Genomic DNA, 23,126 nt, shown 5'->3' with positions numbered 1-23,126 from the left:
GGCCCACTCCTCGGCGTCCATGGCCTGGGGTTTGGGTGCCGGATCGTCGGTTGCGGGAGATGGTGCGGCTGGCGGCGCGATCGACTCGCCGTCGGCGGACGTCCCAACGGTATCGATCGGGTGCGGCCCGTCCTGACTGGGCGCCGGATGCGCCGGGGGGCTCGGAGGTGTGGGGACCAGTGCGGCGTCAGCGTTCTCCTCGTTGTCGGCGGGGGGCGTGCTGCCAGGCCCGGCGGCCTGTGGCGCGTTGCTTTGCTCCGCAGGTTCGGTACCGGAAGGAGCATCGAGCCGGCGAGGTCGCCCCAGCCATCGGAAGACGCCGATGGAGGCCACCGCGAGGCCCGCGGCTCCGACGATGACAACGGTCACGACACCCCCGAGGGCGGGACTCCGAGAACCGTCCGGCGCCGCCGTTGACTGTCCCCCCGCGTCCGCCACCGGCGATCGCCCGGCCAGGTCGAGCAGCGGCTGAAATCCGACCCGCGGCCACGAGATGGTGGAGGCGGCCTCAGGCAGCGACGGCACGGCCACGTCCCACGGTAGAAGATGCCTCGCACCAGGGTCTTCCGTTGACTCGGAGCTGGCTGGTTGGCTGGCCTGTACACCCGACGTCATGTTCGGCCGTCCGCCGCCCTCCTGTGCAGCCAGCAGGACGAGCACGGTGAGGATCGCTGCCAGAAGTATCGCGCGGCGGGCCCGCCGCAGCCGGAGAACCCACACCGGCTTGCGCTGTCGCCATCGATCGGCGCAGCGCTGGTGGAGTCGAATCGCTCGGCCGGTGAGCCACATCCCGGCAAGGTGGGCCACCGTGACCCGGCCTGGGTGCGTTCTCATGGCAGGGACCTACGCCTGCTGTTCGCGCCGTCGGTGGTTGCCGGGTGGTCGACGTGGCGTTGGGTGAGCCACCCTTCGAGTGCCGCGGGGTTCAAGGGTCGGCTGATCGCGTAGCCCTGCGCCTCGTCGCAGCCCAGCGCCGCGAGCCGGTCCAGAACGGCGTCGGTTTCCGGGCCTTCGGCGACGACGCTGAGACCGAGGCGGTGCGCGAGGTCGATGACCGCCTGGGTGACCGCCTCGTCCTCCGGGCAGTCGAGGATGTGAGTGACCAGGCTCCGGTCGATCTTCAGCGCGGCGACGGGCAGGATGCGGAGGAAGGCCAGGCTGGTGTATCCAGCGCCGAAGTCGTCGATGCTGACGTGGATGCCTCGGGCCCGCAGCTGGCTCAGCACGAAGGCTGCCCGCTCCGGGTTGGTCATGACCGCCGTCTCGGTGATCTCCAGCTCGAGCAGGGAGGCCGGCAGCTCCGCTCCAACGAGTGTGGCCAGCACCCGGGCGGAGAAGTCCGGCTCTAGCAAGCTGCGCGGGCCGATGTTCACGGCAACCTTCAGCGGCATGCCGGCCCGCCTCCAGCTGGCGGCCTGGTGCACAGCGTGGCGCAGCACCCGCTGGGTCAGCGGCTGCATCAGCCCACTCGCCTCCATCACCGGCAGAAACTCTCCGGGAGGCAACAGTCCGCGGGCGGGATGCTGCCAGCGCACCAGCGCCTCGACACCGACCACCCGCTGGTCGGCCAGTGAAATTTTGGGCTGGTAGTGCAGCACGAATTCGTCGTTGTCCAGAGCCCGGCGAAGCTCGGTCACCATCGCGAGCTGACCGATGGTGTGCCCGTCGGTGCTGGAGTCGTAGACCACGACGCCACGATGTGAGCGTTTGGCCTGGTACATGGCGACGTCGGCCCGCTGCAGCAGTTCCGGTGCCTGCCCGCCGTGCTCCGGGGCCAGGGCGACCCCGATGCTGGCGTCGACGCTGAGCTCGATGCCCTGCACGGTGAAGGTGGTGTCCTGCAACTTCCGCAGGAGCTGATCGGCGCGGGTCCGAGCGGTAGCCACCCCGCGCAGGTCGGTGAGCAGCACGGCGAACTCGTCCCCGCCCAGGCGAACCACGAGGTCACTACCGCGCACCGCACCCTTGATTTGCGCGGCGACCTGCTCCAGCAGTTGGTCGCCGGCGGTGTGCCCGAGGGTGTCGTTGACCGTCTTGAACTGGGCCAAGTCGATGATGCACAGGGCCACGGGAGCCTGGGGTGTCGCGTGAGCGAGCAGTGCCGGTGCGTCTTCCTGCAGCGCCCGGCGGTTGAGCAGGCCGGTCAGCGGATCCTGCCGGGCGTGCTTTTCCCGGCGTAGCACCCGGTATCGCGACCACACGACGGTGCTGACCATCAGGAGGAACAGCACCACGGTGGTGACCTGTTGGCGAAGCAGCTCGTGCTCTTCGGCCTGCGCCAGCGCACCGTGCGGAATGACCACGCCAGCCACAACCGCCGACGAGACCGCCGCCTCAACCCGAGGGTCCATCTCGATCGGAACGAACACGCGCAGCACAGTGCTCCCGTCCGCGGCGGCAGCATGCTCGCTCCAAGACTGTCCGGCGCCAGCACGGGCCAGGTCAGCCGCCGACACCCACTTCCCCAGCGAGACAGCTTCCACGTCAAGGAAAATCGGCGTGCCATCCAGCTGCCAGACGCCCAGGCCGTGCAGGTGTCCGTCGCGGCGCAGTTGCCCGACAGCCTCGCGCAGCGCCGCATCCTGGCCAGCCGCCAGTCGGACCTGCGCTGGCGGGTTCAAGACCAGATGCGGCCGCACCACACCGGCGGCGACGGCCTCGGCCACCTGCAGGCGTGCGGCGTCAGCCCGCTCCGCCCCGCGGTCGCCGATCACCTGCAACAGACCCACCATGGCCGCGAGCGCCCCGCCGACGACCACGACCAGGAACAGCTGTGACATGGCGAGACGCCGCAGGCGCCCCTTTCCGGCTGCTATCACAATTCACCAATCGGTCTAAGGCCCGTACCACTTGACCCGGTCCCTGACAATTCCGCTCCGAGGGTGAGTACCGCAAGGGGAACCACAACAGGGATCACCGCAGGACAGAGATGTGCCCCTCGGCCGCCGTCCCGTAGGACCCGCTCGATGAACCTTCCCGCACGGGGAGGACAACCGGGACCCTGCTGGCGTGGCAGAGCCGCGTCCTCCGCCAGCCGCTCGACACCCACGCCACCGTGTCGCAGGAGGCCGCTGTGTGGCGCGAACCAGTGCATCGCGGAGCTCATCGTCGTCAGCATCAGTGACCGAGAAGACGGCATCCTGCTTGCAGTCGACAATCGCCATGAACGACCAACGAGACGGCGACTTGCACGACTTTACGTCCGTAAAATCCAACCACTTCCATAAATGCTCGGGTCTTCACTAGAGAACGGCACGCATGCTACCTTCGGAGGTAGGTCGGGCCCCGCTTTGCGGGGCCCATCGGCGTCTATAGGGGTGACTTGTTGGTCATTGTCGGGTGGCGTTGAAAATGCACGGCGGGATGAAGATCTACGCCGGTGCGCCCGCGGCTGCCCGGCACTACGTGGAGACCGGCCGGGGCCGGCCCGATGACTACTACCTCACCGAGGGCACCGGGATCGCCCGCCGCTACGCCACCGGCAACGACAAGGGAGTGGAGGAGCTGGCGCCGCTGACCGGGCAGACGTACGAGGCTTGGGTGGCCGGCCGACACCCGGACACCGGTGAGCCGCGGGGATGGCTGCGCACCGACGCCCGAGCGGTGCGGTTCGTCGAGGTCGTGGTCAACGGCCCGAAGTCCTGGTCGCTGGCGGCCGCGCTACACCCGGACGTCGCCGCCGCCTATGACGCGGCCCAGGACCGCGCCGCCGGCCAGATCATCGGCTGGCTCGCCGAGCACGCCACCACCCGCGTCGGCCCGCGCGGCGGCCAGGTGCAGGTGCCGGTCGAGGTGCTGGAGGCGGTAACGGTCCAGCACTACACCTCCCGCGCCGGCGATCCGCACCGGCATCTCCACCTGCAGATCAACGCACGGGCGTACGCCGCCGGGAAATGGCGCGGACTGCACACCGTCGGCATCCGCGACTTCCTGGCCGCGATCAACGGGATCGGGCATGCCGCAGTCGCCTGCGACCCGCAATTCCGGGCCACGCTTGCCGCCCACGGATACACGTTTGACACCGATGGCGAAATACGGCAGCTATCGGATCTCGTCGGACCATTCAGCGCGCGTGCGGCGCAAATCGGCCGGAATGTGGACCGCTACGAACAGGAATGGACCGCCGCGCATCCCGGCGAATCGCCGGGGCCGGCGCTGCGCCGGGCCTGGGACGCCCGCGCCTGGGCCGAGGACCGCCCGGACAAGGTCACTCCCCAAGCCGGGGAGGACCTCACTGCACGGTGGGTCAGCGAACTCGCCACCCTCGGCTACCGCGACCGAGACCAACCGGTCGAGCTGACGACCACGCCGATCGGGGCGTTGGACCGGGACGGCGCGGCGGAGCGGGTACTGGCCCGGCTGGCCGCCGGTCGCTCAGCGTGGAACGCCGCCGACGTCCGCGGCGAAGTCGAGCAGCTGATCGCCGCCGCCGGGATCGTCGCCGATCCCGCCGTGCGGATCGAGCTCGCCGAAGACCTCACCGCCCGCGTCCTGACCCGCTGTGTTCCCCTGCTGCACCGGGACGGCGTGCCGGAGCACATCCGGACGTTGACCTGCCAGCAGGTGCTCGAGGTCGAGGCTGAGCTGACCACCCGGCTCGCCGACCGCGCCACCGGACCTGGCGTTGATCTGACGGGCCCCGACCTGATCCGGCCGGTCGACGGCCTGGCCCCGCACGGTGCGGAGCCGACCTCGTCGGCCCGGCTGGTCGCCGACGCCCATCGGATGGACGCAGGGCAGGCCGCGGCGGTCGCGGCGCTGGCCGGCGACCGAGCGCTGGTCGTCATCGAAGGCGCCGCCGGCGCCGGCAAGACCACCACCCTGACCGTCGCCGCCCAACTGCTGCAGACGCGGGGACAGCGGCTGGTGGTCGTCACCCCGACGCTGAAGGCCGCCCAGATCGCCGCCGCCGAGCTCGGATCGGCAGCCGGTTCGGCCGCCTGGCTGGTGCACCAGCACGGCTGGCGCTGGACCGACGACAGCGCCTGGAGTCGGCTCAGCTGCCACCAGACCGACCCGGTCACCGGTGGTATCTTCACCGGGCCCGAGGACGCCGCGCGCTTGGCCGCCGGGGACCTGCTGGTGGTGGACGAGGCCGGCATGCTCGACCAGGACACCGCCCGTGCCCTGCTCACCGTCGCCGACGAGCGCGGCGTGCGTCTGGCACTGCTCGGTGACCGCCGGCAGCTGGCCGCGGTCGGCCGCGGCGGCGTCCTGGACCTCGCCGCAGCACACGCCGACCCGGTCGCGGTGCTGACCTTGGACCGGGTACACCGTTTCACCCGCGCCGACGGCACCGGCCACACCGTGCCTGACACCGAGTACGCCGAGCTGACCTTGGCCATGCGCGTTGGCGCCGATCCAGCAGCGGTGTTCGACGCGCTGGTCGCCCGCGGCCAGCTCCGGCTGCATTCCGACAGTGCTGCGCTGCAGAAGTCGCTGGCCGCCGCGGCAGCCACCGCCTACGCCCAGGACCGACCGGTGGCGGTAGTGGTGGATACCCGCGAGAAGGCCGCGCAGCTCAACGCCGCCATCCGGGACCAACTCGTCGCCACCGGCCGCGTCGACGAGACGAATTGGTTGAGCACCCGCTCGGGACAGCGGATCGGCGTCGGAGAGCGGATCGCCACCCGCCGCAACGACCGGAACCTGGGCGTCGCAAACCGCGACACGTGGACCGTCACCGCGATCGACCCGCACGGAACCCTCACTGTCACCCCTGCCGGTCCTGTTCCGAAGAACGTCACCCCGGCCGGTGTCACCCCCGCTGGCCCGGCACAGCGGATGTTGCCCACCGATTACGTCGCCGAGCACGTCGAACTGGCCTACGCCACCACCGCACACGGCATACAGGGCGACACCGTTCCCACGGCGCACCTGGTCGTCAGCGAGTCCACCGGTGCCGCGGCCGCCTACGTGGGCATGACCCGCGGCCGGCAGTCCAACACCGCCCACCTGGTCGCCGCCGACCTGGCCGAGGCGCGGGAGCAGTGGATCGCCGTGTTCGCCCGCGACCGGGCCGACCTCGGCCCAGCCCGCGCCAGAGAATTCGCCGCCGCCGAGGCCGCCCGCTACGCCCAACCACGGCCGCTCGATCAGGTGCTCACCGACCTGCACGCCGCGTGGGCAGCCGAGCAGCGCTGCCTGGACGGCCTCACCCTCGCTGAGGTGCACCGCGACGTGCTGGGCGACCTCACCGCGCGCGAGGCGCGGCTCGCCGAGGAGCTTCCGGCGTTGGAGGCGACCTGTCAGACGGCGGCCGACGCAGCCAGCGGGACCAGGCGACTTGCCGAGGCCAGCGCGGCCACCATCGCCACCGAGTCCGGCCGGCTGCTCGAGCAGCTGATCACCGCCTGGGACGCCCAGCGTGAGCCCGCCACCAGGTCCGCCCGCATCGTCCTGGACGGCCCCGGCCTGTTCGGCCTGCGGCGCGCTGCCTGCGCCCGCGCCGGCGCACAGCTCACCGCCTGGGCCGACGCTTGGTGGCCCTACGTACCGACCATGCCCAGCGACCCACATCGGATCGCCACTACAGCCGTCGCGGCCGACGACCGTCCACGTCTCCTGGCCGGCTTCGCCGAGCATGCCCATCGCCACGCTGAGACCGCGCATCCCGAACACAGCCGACTGACCGCCGCAGCCGACGCCGCCCGGGCGGTGCACGACCGCGCCCTGCGCAGCCTCACCCAAGCCCGCCGCGAGCGCGAGGACCGCCTGGCCCGCGTGGACGCGACCGGCCCTGCCGGCGACCTGCAGGCCCAGCTGGACCATGCCGAACGGGATGCCGAGGCGATGCACCGGGAACTCACCGTCGCCCGGACACGAGTCGAGCAGCTGCTCGCCGAGCCGGCCCTCCTCAACCAACCGAGCGACCGGCTCGGGCGGGAGCGCGACCGCTGGCGTACGAGTCATGACCTCGAGGTCTCCCTGCGCCGGCCAACCAACGAGCCGGCGAAAGTGCGCTGCGGCATCCGACCTCCGAGACCGGAGGACGTCCGACTCCTCGCACCGCATCCCGGCAGGCCTTCAGGACCGCCGCGGTGAACCGGCCGCCGCGCAGCGAGCCGCCCTCGGCAGGCAACTTGTCCACACGGGGAGAGGCGTTCCACAGATGTGGCCCGACGGCTTCTCTTGCAGGTTGATCGAGGTAGACCAAGAGGTGGAGGTTGACAACCGATGGCCACGATCCAGGACCGCTGGCACCGGAAGAACCGCGAGACCGGGAAGCTTGAGCGAACCGCGCTCTATGGAAAAGGCAAGCGGTACCGGCCGCACTTCCGCGACCCCTCCGGCCGCGAGGTCACCAAGGCCTTCGACCGAAAGGTCGACGCGCAGCGGTGGCTCGACGAGCAGACCGTGGCCCTCGTGCACGGCAGCTACGTGCATCCGGAGCGCTCGCGTCTGACCGTCGGCCAGTGGGCTGAGACGTGGCTGGCCGGTCGAGCCCACCTCACGCCGAAGACGCTGGCCAGCTACCGCTCGCTGCTGTCCACCCGCGTCCTGCCGACGTGGGAAAGGGTGCCACTGTCCAAGGTGGCGCACTCCGACGTCGTCACGTGGGTCGCAGCCATGCGTGCGGAGGGCCTGTCGGCGAGCCGGACGCGACAGGCCTACCACATCCTGACCTCGATGCTGGACGCCGCCGTCCGGGATGGCCGGCTCGCCCGTAACCCGGCCGCCGGGGTGGACCTGCCCCGCCTCCCCACCACCGACCGGCGGTATCTGACCCACGCAGAGCTGGCGCACCTGGCCGAGCACTGCGGGCCGCACCGGCTGCTCGTCCTGGTGCTCGGCTACACCGGCCTGCGGTGGGGCGAGGCGGCAGCACTGCGCATGCGGCGGGTCGACCTGCTGCGGCGCCGGATCGAGGTGGCCGAGTCGGTGACCGACGTGAACGGCCGCATGGTCTTCGGGCCACCGAAGTCCCACGCGCGGCGGCGGGTGCCCGTGCCGCGGTTCCTGCGGGACGACCTCACCGGCCAGCTCGCCGGCCTGGGACCGGACGACCTGGTCTTCCCGTCACAGGCCGGGACGCCGCTGCGGGTGCAGAACTTCCGCCGAAGGCAGTTCGACCGCGCAGCGGCTGCGGCCGGCCTGGAGGGGCTGGTGCCCCACGAGCTACGTCACACGGCCGCATCGCTCGCCATCGCCTCCGGCGCCTCCATCAAGGGGGTGCAGTCGATGCTCGGGCACGCCTCGGCCGCCATGACGCTGGACCGGTACGGCCACCTGTTCGGCGACGAGCTGGACGCCGTCGCAGACCGGATGGACGCGGCTCGTGCGGACTGGTTGCGGACTGAAGGCGGATCGGCGCCCGTCCGACGCCTCGGCTGAGGCGCCGGGCGGAGCGCTGACCAGCGGCTTTACTGGTGCCCCCGGCAGGATTCGAACCTGCGACACACGGTTTAGGAAACCGATGCTCTATCCCCTGAGCTACGGGGGCGGGACGCATCCCAGGGATGCGGAAGACCGCCCGGCCTTCATCGTGGCATGCCCCGGATCACGGCCCTCGGTCCAGGTCCGGAGCGTCGCCTCGGCGGCGTCCCGGGGCGCCCGGCCGGCCCCGGGGGAGAACCCCACCGGCACACCCGATGTCGGTACGGATGAGCGACGGACTCCTTTCTACGGGTTACGGTGCTGAGACATACGTCGAGCTCTGGCAACGGCGCCGGAGGTCACGGAAGGTGGATGAAGACATGGAGACCACGGTGGTCGACGTCCCCGAGCGGGGCCGCTTCGAGGTCCGGCAGGGCGAACGCGTCGTCGGGCTGGCCAGTTACCACGTCGAGAACGGGCAGATGACGCTCCCGCACACCGAGGTGGACCCCTCTCTGGGCGGTCAGGGCATCGGGAAGGCGCTGGTCGCCGGCGTGCTCTCCGCCGCGCGCGAGCGCGGCCTCACCGTGCTCCCCTACTGCTCCTTCGTGCGGCACTACATCCAGCAGCACCCCGAGCTGGTCGACCTGGTCGCCGTCGGCGACCGCCCGCACTTCGGCCTGGAGACCGCCGACCGCTGACCGGGGCGCCGCGGGCGGGCACCTAGGCTGCGCGGATGCCCGAGGGCCACACCCTGTACCGCCTGGCGCGGGAGCAGCAGCTGCTGTTCGCCGGCCGGCCCGTGCACGTCACCAGCCCGCAGGGCCGGTTCGGGGCCGGTGCCGCACTGCTCGACGGCCGCGTCCTCGACGAGGCGTACTCCTACGGCAAGCACCTGTTCGCCCGCTTCGGGGGTGACAGCCTGCATGTGCACCTCGGGCTCTACGGCAGCTTCACCACCGGGACGGGTACGCCCCCGCCGGCGAAGGGCGCGCTCCGGATGCGCTGGGAAGCCGACGGTCCGGCCGGGGCCGGGGTGTGGACAGACCTGCGCGGCCCGACAACGTGCGAGGTGCTCAGCACGCCTGAGGTCGACCACATCCTCGGCCGGCTGGGGCCCGATCCGCTGCGGCCCCGGACCGACGGCACCCTCGCGCACCGACGGATCGCCGGCAGCCGCACGGCCGTCGGCACCCTGCTCATGGACCAGTCGGTGCTGGCCGGTATCGGCAATGTGTACCGGGCCGAACTGCTCTTCCGGCACCGGGTCTCCCCGTTCCGGCCGGGGCGGGAGATCGATGCGGACCTGTGGGCCCGGATGTGGCCGGACCTGGTCGCGCTCATGCGGTCCGGCGTCCGGATGGGCCGCATCGTCACCACCCGGCCGGAGAACCGGTCCCGGCGCAGCGGCGCCGCGCGGCCCGAGGACGCCCATTACGTGTACCGGCGCACCGGCCTGCCCTGCCGGATCTGCGGCACGGAGATCCGCACCCAGGTCATGGTCGGGCGCAACCTCTACTGGTGCCCGGTCTGCCAGGCCACCTGAGCAGCCGGACGTCGCACCGGAGCCGGGAGTACCGTCGATGGGAATGAGATCTGCCCTGGGATCCGTCGTCGTCACGACCAGCGCCGTGGTCGCGCTGCTCGGTGCACCGGCGACCGCGGGCGCCGCCGAGACCGGCACCCGACCGGAGGCAGGCAGCGAGCAGTCGAGCCAGACGGAGCGCGCGGAGCGAGCGCTCCCCACGGAGCGGGACACCCGATCGTCACGCGCCGAGGCCGAGCAGGACGACGCCGAGCAGGCCGACGCCGACCAGGCCGAGACCGAGCAGGCCGAGACCGAGGCCGACCAGGCCGAGACCGAGGCCGACCAGGACGAGGCCGAGGCAGAGACCGACGCCGACCAGGCCGAGGCCGACCGGACCCGGTCCGGCACCTCCCTCGGCTACGACGTCTCTCATCCGCAGTGCGGCACCGACCTCCCCGACGACCGGGCCTTCGCGATCGTGGGCGTCAACGGCGGGCTCTCCACCCGGGCCAACCCCTGCCTGTCCCACCAGCTGGCCTGGGCGCACGGATCCTCCGGCCGGGTGGACGACCAGCCCGCCGCACAGCTGTACCTGAACACCGCGAACCCGGGCCAGGTGCTCGACCTGGTCACCACGTGGCCCACCGACGGGGACACCCCGTACGGCGACTGCGACGGCGGCAACTCCCTGGCCTGCTCGTGGCAGTACGGGTGGGAGCGGGCGGAGAACAGTGCCCTCTCCTTCGTGCGGCCGGCCGCGCGGTCGGCGCGGGTGGACAGCCAGCCCTCGCGGTACACCTGGTGGCTCGACGTCGAGACGATGAACACCTGGCAGATCGGCTCCGACGACGCCCGCGACCGCAACCGCGCCACGCTCGAGGGCATGGCCGCCTACCTGCTGTCCGAGGATGCCGAGGTCGGCGTCTACTCGACCGGCTACCAGTGGGGCCGGATCGTCGGCGAGGTACCCAGGTACAGCAACCTGGCCGGCCTCGACAGCTGGCTGGCCGGCGCCGACGATCTCGAGGACGCCCGGGACACCTGCGACGACGACCCGCTGGTGCCCGGCGGCACGGTGACGCTGGTCCAGTACGTCGAGGACGACCTGGACCACAACCACGCCTGCCGCTGACACCCCCGGTCAGACCCGGGATCCGCGAGTGAGTGGCGGTCGGACGCGCGACGATCGTGCTGGCCACCCACCACTATCGCGACCCATTTCTGTCAGTGGCCGAACATATGATCGAACACATGGAGCAGGAGCCCACTGTCGCGGCCGGCACATCCGGCACATCCGGTGCACCCGTGGCCGGCTGGGCGTCGGGGCCGTTGGGCGCGGTGCAGGCGGCCGATCGGGAGATCGCCCGGCAGACGGCGGTGCGAGCGCGGGCGGTGGCGGAGTTCGCGGCGTCCCGGCCGGCGTCGGTGGACCGGCAGCCGGGTGAGCCGGGTGCCATGAGCGCCGAGCGGCGGGCGGCCCGGCCGCAGGTGCTCGCCGATGTCAGCGAGTGGGCGGCGCAGGAGCTCGCCGTCGCGCTGTCGCTCTCCACCGAGGCTGCGGAACAGCTGCTGACGCGGTCGTTGACACTCGTGCACCGGCTGCCCGGCACCCTGGCCGCGCTGGAGGCGGGCGTGCTGCACGTCGGGCACCTGTGGACGATGCTGGAACGGGTCGCGCCCATCACCGACGACGCCGTGCGCGCACGGACGGAGAAGGCCCTGCTGGACTGGGCCGCGGATCGGGTCACGACCCCCGCCCAGCTCGCTGCCAAGGCCCGCCGGCTGGGCCTGGCCCGTCAGGACGCCGAGCGGCTGCTCCAGGCCCTGCGCGAGCGCGGCGTCTCCGTCCGGCCCGACCGTCGGGACGGGATGGCGGTGGTCGAGTCGCTGCTGAGCGTGCCCGAGGCGCAGGCGGTGGTCGACGTGCTGGGCCGGTACGCCGACGCCCTCGACGACCCCGAGGACCGCCGCACCCGGGGGCAGAAGATGGCCGACGTGCTGCTCGACCTGGTGCTGCGCCCGGGTGAGAGCCGGCTGCCGCCGGTACAGGCGCAGCTCACCGTCGTGGCCGGGGTGCGGACCCTGGCCGGTGGCGAGGAACCCGGCGAGATCGGCGGTGAGCCGGTGCCGGCCGAGATGGTCCGGGCGCTGGCGCGCGGCCTCGGTCTGCTGGCGCCTGCGGCAGCAGGCCCGGCGGATACCGGGTCGACCGGCGAGGGCCCGCGCCCCGGCCACCTGCTCGCGCAGTGGGAGGTCGAGACGTCGCCGCCGGAGACCTGGCCGGACTGGCTGCGCGACGCCGATGAGCGGTGGTGGGCGGAGATGGAGGCCCGCGTCCTGGCCGGCGGATGGGGCGGTGAGGAGGATCCGCCACCGGAGGTGCGGCAGCGGCTCTGGGACGAGGATGTCCGAGGGGCCGCCCAGCTCCGGGCCGACGATGGCGGGCCGGGCGCAGCGCACGCAGCCGTCCCCACCCGGGAGGGCGAGCGGTGGGCGGCCACGGAGTCCGCGTCCTGCGGGGCCCCGGCCCCGGCCCCGGCCCCGGCGCCGGCCGGGCTGTGGCCGGCCGCGCATGCGGCCGTGGACGAGGCGAGCCTCGCCCTGCTGGCGCTGGACCGGGCGATGAACCGCGCCTCCGGGGCGGTCGACCGGGCGCGGCTGGCCGACCACGAGGACGAGGAGAGCTGGCGGCGCAGCCCGGCCGGCCGGATCGACGCGGCCGGATCGGACCTGGCAGCGTTGGTCGCGGCGACCGCCCCCCAACGCGCCGCGCTGGCCGAACTGCTCGACCGATCCGGTGGCGGCACGCTGGTCGACCGGCCACGCATCGCGGTCGTCGACGAGCTCACCGGCGCCCTGCTGGCACTCACCGACGCCCGCGAACTACGCCGCAGGGCGCACTGCGGCCGACCGGCCTGCACCCGCCGGCCCGAGACCTGCGAGCACGACCTCACCGGTCGGCCCGGCCTCGGCCCGCCACCACCCACCGACGGCTACCGACCCGGGGCGGCACTGGACCGGTACCTGCGCGCCCGCGACCGCCGCTGCCGCTTCGCCGGCTGCCGCCGCCGCGTCCCGCGGGGCGGGGAACTGGACCACAACACGCCCTACCCCGACGGGCCGACCAGTGCGGAGAACCTCACCGGCTTCTGCACCGGCCACCACCGCGGCAAACACCAGGCACCCGGCTGGACCTACGACCTCGACCCGACCGGCACCCTCACCGTCACCACACCCACCGGCCTGGTCGCTCAGACCGAACCGCCCCCGTTCTGACCCGGATCTGCGGCGATCGACAGCGTCGGGATGTGGACCGCGCTGCCGGCCCACGGCCGAGGGCCGACCCGGGCGCGATGCAACCGCCGCCGTGTGGCCACATCCCACCACTCATGGAGCTGGGTCAGACGGCGCCCTTGTCGGCGTCGCCGGCGGGCACGGCGGCCAGCCGGCGCACCTCCGGCGCAGCGGCCAGCTTGTCGGCCAGCGCGGCGCCCAGCGTCGTCAGGGCCTCGGCCTTGCCGTGGGTGCGGAGCGCCTCCGGGCTCTCCCACCGCTCCACCATGACGAAGATCCCGTCCCCCTCGTGCAGCGCGTAGAGCTCGCAGCCCGGCTCGGCATGCACCTTCGGCACGGCGGCCAGGATCGCCTCCCGGACGGCGTCCACCGCGTCGGGCTTGGGCGTGAGAGTGGCGACGACGACGACGGACACGGGGCCTCCTGGAGCGACTGTGATCAGGGAACCTGGGCGGTTGCTCTGGTGGAGCGGCCCCGGCCGGGTCAGGATGCCAGTCGTGGTCGATGACGGTTCCCCCGCTCCCCCGTCCGCCGGCCACCCCCTGCGGGTGGCCGTCGTCGGTGCCGGCCCCGCCGGCATCTTCGCCGCCGACGCCCTCACCCGGCAGAGCGAGGTGCCCGTCGCCGTCGACCTGGTCGACCGGCTGCCCACGCCGTTCGGCCTCGTGCGCCACGGGATCGCGCCGGACCACCCGAAGATGCGGGCCATCCGGGACACGCTGCACCGCAGCCTCGACCACCCGCTCGTGCGGTTCGTCGGCAACGTCGAGGTGGGCACCGACATCTCGCTGGCCGAGCTGCGCGAGCACGTCGATGCGGTGATCTACACCTACGGGGCCGCGCTCGACCGGCACCTGGGCATCGAGGGCGAGGAGCTGCCCGGCAGCCTGGCCGCCACCGACGTCGTCGCCTGGTACTGCGGGCACCCCGACGCGGACCGGGCCATGGTCGAGGCCGCGCTGGTCGGCGTCCGGTCGGCCGTGGTGATCGGCGTCGGCAACGTCGCCCTCGACGTCGGGCGCATCCTCGCCCGGACCGGCGAGGAGCTCGAGCCCACGGACATGCCGCAGCACGCCATCGACGCCCTCGCCGCCGCGCCGGTCGAGGAGGTCACCGTGCTGGGCCGGCGCGGCCCGGCGCAGGCCACCTTCACCACCCAGGAGCTCCGTGAGCTCGGCGAGCTGGCGGCGGCCACCGTGCTGGTCGACGCCGCCGACCTGGACCTCGATCCCGACGCCGAGGAGCGCGCCGCCGGCGACCGCAACGCCACCCGCAACCTCGCGGTCCTGCGCCAGTGGGCGGCGAACACCCCGGAGCCCGGGCGCACCCGGCTCCGGCTGCGCTTCTACTCCCGGCCGGTGCGACTGCTGGGCACCGACCGGGTGACCGGCGTGGAGGTGGAGCGCACCGCCGTCGACGGCGACGGCCGGGCGATCGGGACGGGCGAGTTCGAGGTCCTGCCGGCCGACCTGGTGGTGCGGTCGGTGGGCTACCGCGGCAGCGCGCTGCCCGGGCTCCCGGTCGACGAGCGCTCCGGCACGGTGCCGAACGAGACGGGGCGGGTGCTGCGGGAGGGCCGCCCCTCGCCCGGGGAGTACGTCGCCGGGTGGATCAAGCGCGGGCCCAGCGGGGTGGTGGGGCACAACAAGCACGACGCACGGGAGACCGTCGCCGCGCTCCTGGCCGACGCCACCGACGGTTCGCTGCGCGTGCACGGGGAGCGCGACGACCTGGTCCGCACGCTGCGGGCCCGCGGCGCGGAACCGGTGCTGCTCGACGACTGGCGGGCGATCGACGCCGCGGAGCAGGCGCTCGGCGCCACCCGCGGCCGCGCCCGCACCACGCTGCACGAGCGGGAAGCGCTGATGGCCGCCGTCCGGGCGGCCACGGCTCGCTAGCCCACCGCCCGGATGAGCTCCTCCGCCTCCGCCGCGGAGGAGGCCGCGACGAAGCGGATCTTCGTCGCGGTGTCCGGGTCCAGCCGCAGCGGGCGCCCGTCGCCGGTCAGGGCCACCCCGCCCGCGGCCAGCAGCACCGCCAGGCCGCCGGCGACGTCGTGCACGTGGGTCCCGCTGCGGTCCAGGTCGTGCCAGGCAGATGCCGACCCGTCGGCCACCAGGCACAGGTCGACGGCGGTGCAGCCGGTCACCCGCACCCGCCGCGCCGTCGACGGGACGGCGACGGCCCCGCCCCCCGGCCCGCTGGGGACGACGACAGTGCTGCCCGGCCGCGGCGCGATCGGCACGGCGTCCCGCTCGGCACCCACCCCGTGCACGCCGGTCCACCGCCGCCCCGACGCCAGGTCGGCCACCAGCCCCGCGACCGGCAGCCCGCCCTCCACCAGGCCCGCGGAGAACGCCCACGGCGGCAGCCCGGCGGAGAAGTTGCCGGTGCCGTCCAGCGGGTCGAGGACGATCCAGGGCTCCCCGGCGGTGACCGGGCGGTCGCGGCGCTCCTCGCTGAGCACGGTCACCCCCAGCCCGCCCAGCACCTCGACGGCGGCGGCGTGCGCGGCCTCGTCGGCGGCCAGCGACGGGCTGCCGTCCCGCTTGGTCCGCTCCTCACCGCTGTCGCGGGCCAGCGCGACGGCGACCTCCACCCGGGTGGCGGCCAGCGCGGCCAGGTGCCGGAAACGGTCGGCCAGCGGCGCCTCGGGGCCCGGCCCCGGCACGGCGACCCAGCGGTCGGTGCTGCCGTGCCGGGCGCGTTCGCAGCCCCACCCGGCGGCCAGCGCGCGCAGGGCCGGGTGGTCGAGGGGCACACCGGTACGCCGCAGGACGACGGCCTCGGCGAACCCGTCGGAGTGCCACTGCCGCCGGACCAGCGCCGCCTGTCCCCCGCCCAGCAGCACGCGCAGCCGGGGGTCGTGGACGGCGGGGGCGAGCGCGGCCGGCTGCAGGCCGAGGGTGAGCGCCGCCGCCCGCACGTCGGCCCCGCTGACCGCCACCCGCAGCTCCCCCTCGGGCGCCGGCCGCCGCAGGAACCAGCGTTCAGCCACTGTTGCGCAGTGCGGTCGCGATGCCGTTGATGGTGAGCTGGATGTTCCGGCTGGTCAGCTCGTCGTCGGGGTCCTCGCCAGAGACGGCACTGCGACGGCGCCGCAGCATCTCGACCTGCAGGTGGTGCAGCGGCTCCAGGTACGGGAACCGGTTCCGGATCGAGCGGGCCAGCGAGGGGTTGTCGGCCAGCAGGTCATCCTCACCGGTGATCGCCCGCGTCATCCGGCAGGTGCGCTCGTGCTCCTCGCGGATCCGGTCGAACACGCGGGCGCGCAGCTCCTCGTCGGGCACCAGCCCGGCGTACCGGGCGGCCAGGCCCAGGTCGGTCTTGGCCAGCACCATGCCCATGTTGGACAGGATCGTGCGGAAGAACGGCCAGCGCCGGTGCAGGTCCCGGAGCCGCTCCAGCCGTTCGGGCGATCCGTCGACGAACGACTCCAGCGCCGATCCGGTGCCGTACCAGCCGGGCAGCATGATCCGGGTCTGCGACCAGCTGAACACCCACGGGATCGCCCGCAGGTCGGCGATCGAGTCGCCGGCCTTGCGGGAGGGTGGCCGGCTGCCGATGTTGAGCTCGGCCAGCTCCCCGATCGGGGTGGCCGCCCGGAACCACTCGACGAACCCGGGCGTCTCGTGGACCAGCTCCCGGTAGGCCAGCTGCGCGCGGGCGGCGAGGTCGTCGAGCAGCGCGTAGGCCTCGTCGGCGTCCTGCCCCAGCCCCTCGACGTCCAGCAGCGTCGACTCCAGGGTGGCGGCGACCAGCGCCTCCAGGTTGCGGCGGGCGAGATCGGGATCGGCGTACTTGGCCGCGATCACCTCGCCCTGCTCGGTGATCCGCAGCGCCCCGGCCACCGCGCCGGGCGGCTGGGCCCGGACCGCCTCGTAGCTGGGACCACCGCCGCGACCGACGGTGCCGCCGCGACCGTGGAACAGCCGCAGCCGGATGCCCTCCCGGCGGGCCACCTCCACCAGGTCGAGCTCGGCCCGGTACAGCGCCCAGTTGGCGGCCAGGTAGCCGCCGTCCTTGTTGCTGTCGGAGTAGCCGAGCATGACCTCCTGGACGTCGCCCCGGTTCCCGAGCAGCGACCGGTACAGCGGCTGGTCGAGCACCGCACCGAGGGTGCTCGCAGCAGCCTGGAGGTCGCCGATCGTCTCGAACAGCGGCGAGATGCCGACCGGGCACGTGGGGCCGTCCACGCCGCCCGGGTCGAGCAGGCCGACCTCCTTGAGCAGGACGGCGACCTCGAGCACGTCGCTCACCGACTCGCACATGCTGACCACGTAGTTCGGGATGGTCCGCGGCCCCAGCAGGGCCACCTGGCCGGCGGCGGCGAGCAGGACGTCGAGCTCCTTCCGGGCGCCCTCGGAGAGCTGGGCGTCGGGCCGCACCAGCGGACGGCGCAGCGTCAGCTCCCCGGCCAGCAGCTCGACCCGGGCCACCTCGTCCAGTGCCGCGTAGTCCTCGCACACCCCCGCCCAGGCGAGCAGCTCCGCGACCACCTCCTCGTGCACCGCCGAGTTCTGCCGCAGGTCCAGCCCGCACAGGTGGAACCCGAAGACCTCGACCGCCTCCCGCAGCCGCCGCAGGCGGTCGTCGGCGAGCGCGCCGGCACCGTGGCTGCGCAGCGAGGCGTCGACGACGTCGAGGTCGGCCCGCAGCTCGTCGGGGACGGCGTAGGCCACCACGTCGGGACCGGCCACCCGGCCACCGGGCACGGTCCCCAGGACCCGCAGGGCGGTGGCGGCCAGACGCGCGGTGATGCCGGTCAGCGCCCGCCGGTAGGGCTCGTCGGCGCGGAAGGGCGAGTCGTCGCCCGAGGCGTCGGCCAGCGCGTAGAGCTCCGGGGTGGAGGTGATCAGCCGGTCGGACATGGACAGCTCGCTGCGCAGCTCCGCGAGCTCGGCCAGGTGGTGGCCCAGCGCCGTCTCCGCCTGCCGGGTGGTGGCCCGGCGCAGCGCGTCCGCGGTGACGAACGGGTTGCCGTCCCGGTCACCGCCGATCCAGGAGCCGGGCAGCAGCATCGGCCGGCGCAGCACCCCTGCCCCCGGCCACCGCTCCTCCACCGCCCGGCGCAGGTCGGCGTTGATGGCCGGCACCACGTCGAACAGCGACAGCTCGTAGTAGCGCAGCGCCTCGTCGATCTCGTCCTCGAGCCGGAGCCGCGACAGCCGCAGCAGCGCCGTCTGCCAGAGGGTGAGCACCGAGCGCGACATCCGCGCCGACCACTCGTCGTCGACGTCCCCGCCCCCTGCGCGGTCCCGTTGCCGGATCAGCTCGGCGATCTGGCGCTGCACCTGGAAGACGGTCTTGCGGCGCACCTCGGTGGGGTGGGCGGTGACCACCGGGCAGACGAGGGCGCCGGCCAGCTCGCGGGCGACGGTGTCCTCGGAGAGGCCGGCCCGGTCCAGCAGCTCGAAGGTGGCCGCCAGGCTGCCGCGCTGCGGCGGGGAGCCCGCCCGCCGGTGGTGCCGCCGGCGGCGCTCGTGGTGGATGTCCTCGGCCAGGTTCGCCAGCACGGAGAAGTGGCTGAAGGCCCGGATGATGTGGTTCGCCGAGCGGACGTCGAGACCGTCGAGCCGGGCGGCGAGCGCCACCCGGTCGACCTCGGACCGGCGGACTCCGAACGCCTCCAGCCGGGTGGACTCGACCAGCTCCAGGACGTCGGGCCCGGCGTGCTCGCCGATCACCTCGCCGAGGATGCGTCCCAGCAGCCGGATGTCCTCCCGCAGCGGCTCGTCGTCGGCGCGGCCGCCGGGGCCGGCAGATCCGTGGTGGCGGAGGTCGGCGACGTCGACGGTGGCTTCGGACACCGCCCGAGTATCTCGGACCGAGAGATCCGGGTCACACCCGCACCCGGGTCAGTCGCGCTCGAGCTCCCCCAGGCACTGCGCGGCCAGCTGGTCCCCCGCGGCGGCGCCGAGGCGGAACTGCTCCACCGCGCCCTCGAGGTCGCCCCGGTCGGCCAGCAGGACGCCGAGGTTCTGGTGGCAGTAGGGGTCACCGGCGGCGATCCCGCTGCGGTAGGCCTCCTCGGCGGCCTCCTCGTCACCGAGGTCCTCGCGGTACAGGTTGCCCAGCGGCAGCCAGGCCACCTGCTCGCCGAGCTTCGCCCCGCGCTCGAGCACCGAGCGGGCCTCGGCGGAGCGGCCGGTCTCGCGCAGCAGGTGGGCCAGATCGGCCCGTGCCGCCGGGAAGTGGTGCTGGCCGGCCCGCAAGTCCGCCTCCAGCGAGGGGTCGAGGCTGGAGCACCAGCGCCAGCAGGCGACGACGGCGGCGGCCTCCTCGTCGCCGGCGGCGGCGAACTCCTCCGCGACCACCAGCGCCTGGTCGCGCTCGCCCTGCTCGCGCAGCAGGAACGCCAGCTGCAGCCCGCCCTCCAGGTCGCCGGCGGCGGCGGCGCCCCGGTAGGCGCGCATCGCCCCGGCGAGGTCCCCGAGGTCCTCCAGCACCAGGCCCAGGTTGCGCCAGGCGTCGGCCTCGCCGCCGCGCAGCGCCACCTCGTAGGCGTCGACCGCCTCCGCCCACCGGTTCTGGGCGGCGAGGGAGTTGCCGAGGTTGAACGCGGCGACCGAGTCGCCGAGGTCGAAGGCCCGGCGGAAGCACGTCTCGGCGTCCTCCTGCCGACCGGCGTCGGCCAGGTCGCAGCCGAGGTCGATCAGCGCGTCGGCGTCGTCGGAGGCGAGCAGCCGCCGCAGCCGCACGTCCAGGTCCTCGGTCATGCCGCCGATGATCGCGGCGAGAGGGCGCGCAACGCGCCCCCTCGCGCCCGGACCTCACCCCAAGGGAGCGGCCCGCGGCCGACCGGTCACCCGATCAGCTGCCGAACGCCTCCCGCCAGGCCGGCATCAGCGAGCTGCGCACCCAGTCGAGGTAGGGCTGCTGCTGGTCGCCGCCGATCTGCACCAGGGCCAGGTGGGTGAAGCCCGCGTCGGCGTACTCCTTGGCGCCCTCGATCACGGCCTCGACGTCGTCGCCGCACGGGATGGACCCGGCGACGTCGTCGGGCGTGACGAACTGGCTGGCGGCGTCGAAGGCGGTCGGGCCGGGCAGCTCGGCGTTGACCTTCCAGCCGAGCCCGAACCAGCGGAAGAGGCTGTGCGCCCGCTGCACGGCGGCGTCCCGGTCGGTGCCGAAGCTGATCGGCATCTGCGCGACCTTGGACTTGCCGGCACCGCCGGCGGCCTCGAACTGCTCCACGAGCTCGCTCATCGGGTCGGTCGCGACGAGAACGTCCGCCAGCTCGCCGGCGATCGTGGCCGCCTGCTTCCCGCCCGCCGCGAACCCGATCGGCACCCGCTTCTCCGGCAGGTCCCAGAGCTTGGCCGACTCGACGTCGAAGTGCTTCCCGCGGAAGTTGGTGTAGCCCTCGCCGTCGAACAGGTCGCGGATGATCTGCAGCGCCTCGACGATCCGCTCGTGCCGGACGTCGGCACCGGGCCACCCGCCGCCGACCACGTGCTCGCTGAGGTTCTCCCCCGCACCGATGCCCAGGGTGAAGCGCCCCTCGGAGAGGATCTGCAGCGTCGCGGCCTGCTGCGCCACGATCGCCGGATGGTACCGGAAGGTCGGGCAGGTCACGTACGTCATCAGCGGGATCCGGCTGGTCGCCTGCGCCGCCGCCCCGAGGGTCACCCACGCGTTCGGCGAGTGGCCCATCTCGTCCAGCCACGGGAAGTAGTGGTCGCTGCTGACGGCGAAGTCGAACCCGACCTCTTCCGCGCCCACCACGTGGCCGACGAGGTCCTTCGGCCCGGCCTGCTCGGTCATCATCGTGTAGCCCAGTTGCATGCCCATGCGGCGCGGCTACCCCGGGCCGGTTGGGCCCAACCGGCTCAGCCGCGCTCGGCCCTGAGCGCCTCCCGCAGCGTGGTCTTCCCGCTGGTCCGCAGCAGCGCGCCGGCGTAGATGCGCCCGCCGATGCGGACCGCGGCCACGATCGCCACCAGCATGATCACGACGGCGACGGCGATCTCCCAGACCGCGACCTCGCCGGCGGCCTGCCGGACCGGCATGACCAGCGGCGAGAGGCCGGGCACGTAGGACGTGACCACGGCCATCGTGCCGGCCGGGTCCGAAGCGGCCTGGATGCCGACGAAGAAGCCGGCGACGAGCAGCAGGATCATCGGCGTCAGGACGCTGCCGAGGTCCTCCTGCCGGCTGACCAGGGACGCCGCCATGGCGAAGACCGCCGCGTAGAACGCGTAGCCCAGCACGAACCAGAGGACCACCGAGACCACGGTGCCGATCAGGTCACCCGGCACCGCGACCAGGTCGAAGGCCAGCGCCCCGGCGACGCTGATGACGCCGATCAGCACGATCTGCGCCAGCCCGAGCACGCCGAGGCCGATGATCTTCCCGGCGAGCAGTTGCCAGGGCCGCATCGTCGCCAGCAGCAGCTCGACGACCCGGCTGGACTTCTCCTCCACCACACCCTGGGCGATGAACTGGCCGAACATGATCAGCAGGCCGTAGAGCAGGACGACGCCGATGAGCGCGACGAGCACCTGCTCCTGCTCGCCACCGTCGTCACCGCTCAGCGGGGTGACCTGCAGCTCCGGCACGGCCGCGAGGTCGACGCCGGCCTCGGCCAGCTGCTCGGCGACCGCGATCCCGGCGACCGCGGCGTTCACCACCGCTTCCATCGTCGAGCTGCGGTCCTGGACGAGCAGCTCGGGCCCCGGCCCGGCGGCCAGCAGCGCGCCGTCGACCTCCTCGGCCTCCACCGCGGCACGCGCCGCCGCCTCGTCGTCCAGTGCCACGACCGTGACGTCGACGCCGACGGCCTCGCCCTGCGCCTCGACGGCCGGGCCGAGCGCGGAGCTGCCCCCCACGATCCCGAGCCGCCGCTCGTCGCCACCGGAGCTCATGACCATCTGGAAGGCCATGAGCCCGATCAGCAGCAGGACGGTGACGCCCAGGCCGATGATGAAGTTCCTGTCCCGCAGCCGGGTGGAGATCTCCCGGCCGGCGACCAGCCGGACGAGCTCGGTGCTGCCCGGGCCGCGCTCGGTCGTACTGCTGGGGGCGCTCACGCCGCCTCCTCGTCGGTGCCCGGGTCGGCGACCGCGCCGCGGAACAGCTCGACCAGGGTGGGGTCCCGCCAGGCGAAGTGGGTGACCCGGCCGGTGCGCAGCGCCGCGGCCAGCACCGCCTGGTCGTCGGCGTCGCCGGCGAGTTCGAGCAGCGTGTCGCCGGCCTGCTCCGAGACCACGCGGACACCGGGCAGCGCGGTGGCCCAGCCGGGGGCGGCGTCCGGGGCGACCACCCGCAGCAGCCGGCCGGCCTCCCGGCGGCGCAGCTCCTCGACCGTCCCGGTGGCGACCATGCGGCCACGGGCCAGGATGCCGACGGAGTCGCAGAGCCGCTCCACCAGGTCGAGCTGGTGGCTGGAGAAGACGACCGGGACGCCGGTGCGCACCTGGTCCAGCAGCGCCTCCGCCAGCGAGTCGACGCCCACCGGGTCGAGTCCGGAGAACGGCTCGTCGAGGATGAGCACCTCGGGCCGGCTGACCAGCGCGGCGGCCAGCTGGACGCGCTGCTGGTTGCCCAGCGACAGCTTCTCGACCGGATCGCCCTTCCGTGCGCCGAGGCCCAGCCGCTCCACCCACTCGGCCGACGCCCGCGCGGCGGCAGCGGCGTCCAGCCCGTGCAGCCGGGCGAAGTAGGTCACCTGCTCCCCGACCTTCATCTTCGGGTAGAGCCCGCGCTCCTCCGGCATGTAGCCGACCCGGCGGCGCGCCTGCTGGTCCAGCGGTCGGCCCAGCCAGCGGACCTCCCCGGCGTCGGGCACGACGAGGCCCATGGCGATCCGCATCGTCGTCGTCTTGCCGGCACCGTTGGCGCCGCAGAAGCCGAACATCGATCCCGGCCGGACCGTGAAGCCAACGCCGTCGAGCACCTGGTCGGCGCCGTAACTCTTGCGGAGCCCGTCGAACTCGAGCACCAGTCCTCCTGCCGTCGCCTGTTCCTGCCCCGGACCGTATCGGTC

15 protein-coding genes and 1 tRNA gene are annotated in these 23,126 nt (G+C 73.5%); 7 read left to right on the top strand and 9 right to left on the bottom strand.

The window, feature by feature from the left end; translation table 11 throughout:
• Positions 1 to 830: 830 nt before the first annotated feature.
• Positions 831 to 2,780: a putative bifunctional diguanylate cyclase/phosphodiesterase gene (locus tag BLASA_RS23255; protein ID WP_014374557.1), complete on the bottom strand. Its 1,950-nt coding sequence runs from the start codon at positions 2,778 to 2,780 to the stop codon at positions 831 to 833.
• Between the two features lie 583 nt (positions 2,781 to 3,363).
• On the opposite strand from BLASA_RS23255, the gene mobF reads away from it, so the two are divergent.
• The gene (gene mobF / locus BLASA_RS03145) at positions 3,364 to 7,044 is read left to right on the top strand and encodes a MobF family relaxase (RefSeq protein WP_041776057.1); all 3,681 of its coding nucleotides are present in this window, start codon (positions 3,364 to 3,366) and stop codon (positions 7,042 to 7,044) included.
• 132 nt (positions 7,045 to 7,176) lie between these two features.
• Positions 7,177 to 8,334 (top strand): tyrosine-type recombinase/integrase, encoded by a 1,158-nt coding sequence (locus tag BLASA_RS03140; RefSeq protein ID WP_014374555.1) that lies wholly within the window; start codon positions 7,177 to 7,179, stop codon positions 8,332 to 8,334.
• Between the two features lie 33 nt (positions 8,335 to 8,367).
• Here the strand turns inward: BLASA_RS03140 and BLASA_RS03135 are convergent.
• Positions 8,368 to 8,443, bottom strand: a tRNA-Arg gene (locus BLASA_RS03135).
• Positions 8,444 to 8,696: 253 nt separating this feature from the next.
• On the opposite strand from BLASA_RS03135, the gene BLASA_RS03130 reads away from it, so the two are divergent.
• From BLASA_RS03130 to BLASA_RS03115, 4 genes are all read left to right on the top strand, one after another.
• Positions 8,697 to 9,017, top strand: coding sequence for a GNAT family N-acetyltransferase (locus BLASA_RS03130; protein WP_014374554.1), 321 nt, complete (start codon positions 8,697 to 8,699; stop codon positions 9,015 to 9,017).
• A gap of 35 nt (positions 9,018 to 9,052) precedes the next feature.
• Positions 9,053 to 9,862, top strand: coding sequence for an Fpg/Nei family DNA glycosylase (locus BLASA_RS03125; RefSeq protein WP_014374553.1), 810 nt, complete (start codon positions 9,053 to 9,055; stop codon positions 9,860 to 9,862).
• 43 nt (positions 9,863 to 9,905) lie between these two features.
• The gene (locus BLASA_RS03120) at positions 9,906 to 10,976 is read left to right on the top strand and encodes a hypothetical protein (RefSeq protein ID WP_166486460.1); all 1,071 of its coding nucleotides are present in this window, start codon (positions 9,906 to 9,908) and stop codon (positions 10,974 to 10,976) included.
• Between the two features lie 119 nt (positions 10,977 to 11,095).
• Positions 11,096 to 13,120: an HNH endonuclease signature motif containing protein gene (locus BLASA_RS03115; RefSeq protein ID WP_231839541.1), complete on the top strand. Its 2,025-nt coding sequence runs from the start codon at positions 11,096 to 11,098 to the stop codon at positions 13,118 to 13,120.
• A 124-nt stretch (positions 13,121 to 13,244) separates the two neighbouring features.
• On the opposite strand, the gene BLASA_RS03110 is transcribed toward BLASA_RS03115, so the two are convergent.
• Complete coding sequence (locus BLASA_RS03110; RefSeq protein WP_014374550.1) at positions 13,245 to 13,553, bottom strand: putative quinol monooxygenase; 309 nt, start codon at positions 13,551 to 13,553, stop codon at positions 13,245 to 13,247.
• A gap of 82 nt (positions 13,554 to 13,635) precedes the next feature.
• On the opposite strand from BLASA_RS03110, the gene BLASA_RS03105 reads away from it, so the two are divergent.
• Entirely contained in the window at positions 13,636 to 15,036 is a 1,401-nt protein-coding gene (locus BLASA_RS03105; protein WP_014374549.1) for an NADP oxidoreductase, read from the top strand.
• Here the strand turns inward: BLASA_RS03105 and BLASA_RS03100 are convergent.
• The 6 genes from BLASA_RS03100 to BLASA_RS03075 form a co-directional block, all read right to left on the bottom strand.
• Positions 15,033 to 16,136 (bottom strand): inositol monophosphatase family protein, encoded by a 1,104-nt coding sequence (locus BLASA_RS03100; RefSeq protein WP_014374548.1) that lies wholly within the window; start codon positions 16,134 to 16,136, stop codon positions 15,033 to 15,035. The genes BLASA_RS03105 and BLASA_RS03100 overlap by 4 nt on opposite strands.
• Entirely contained in the window at positions 16,129 to 18,948 is a 2,820-nt protein-coding gene (gene ppc, locus BLASA_RS03095; RefSeq protein ID WP_014374547.1) for a phosphoenolpyruvate carboxylase, read from the bottom strand. The genes BLASA_RS03100 and ppc overlap by 8 nt, the downstream gene beginning before the upstream one ends.
• Positions 18,949 to 18,996: 48 nt before the next feature.
• Positions 18,997 to 19,857, bottom strand: coding sequence for a tetratricopeptide repeat protein (locus tag BLASA_RS03090; RefSeq protein WP_014374546.1), 861 nt, complete (start codon positions 19,855 to 19,857; stop codon positions 18,997 to 18,999).
• 94 nt (positions 19,858 to 19,951) lie between these two features.
• On the bottom strand, positions 19,952 to 20,932 hold the full coding sequence (locus BLASA_RS03085; RefSeq protein ID WP_014374545.1) for a TIGR03557 family F420-dependent LLM class oxidoreductase: 981 nt from the start codon (positions 20,930 to 20,932) through the stop codon (positions 19,952 to 19,954).
• Positions 20,933 to 20,970: 38 nt separating this feature from the next.
• Complete coding sequence (locus tag BLASA_RS03080) at positions 20,971 to 22,170, bottom strand: ABC transporter permease (RefSeq protein ID WP_014374544.1); 1,200 nt, start codon at positions 22,168 to 22,170, stop codon at positions 20,971 to 20,973.
• Positions 22,167 to 23,081 carry an ABC transporter ATP-binding protein gene (locus tag BLASA_RS03075; protein WP_014374543.1) on the bottom strand — a complete coding sequence of 305 codons (915 nt, stop codon included), beginning with the start codon at positions 23,079 to 23,081 and terminating at the stop codon, positions 22,167 to 22,169. The genes BLASA_RS03080 and BLASA_RS03075 overlap by 4 nt, the downstream gene beginning before the upstream one ends.
• Positions 23,082 to 23,126: the final 45 nt, after the last annotated feature.

Origin of the sequence: Blastococcus saxobsidens DD2 (assembly GCF_000284015.1) — a bacterium.
GTDB lineage: Bacteria > Actinomycetota > Actinomycetes > Mycobacteriales > Geodermatophilaceae > Blastococcus > Blastococcus saxobsidens_A.
The sequence above is the reverse complement of the archived record's forward strand: the minus strand, read 5'-3'. Positions and strand labels throughout refer to the sequence as shown.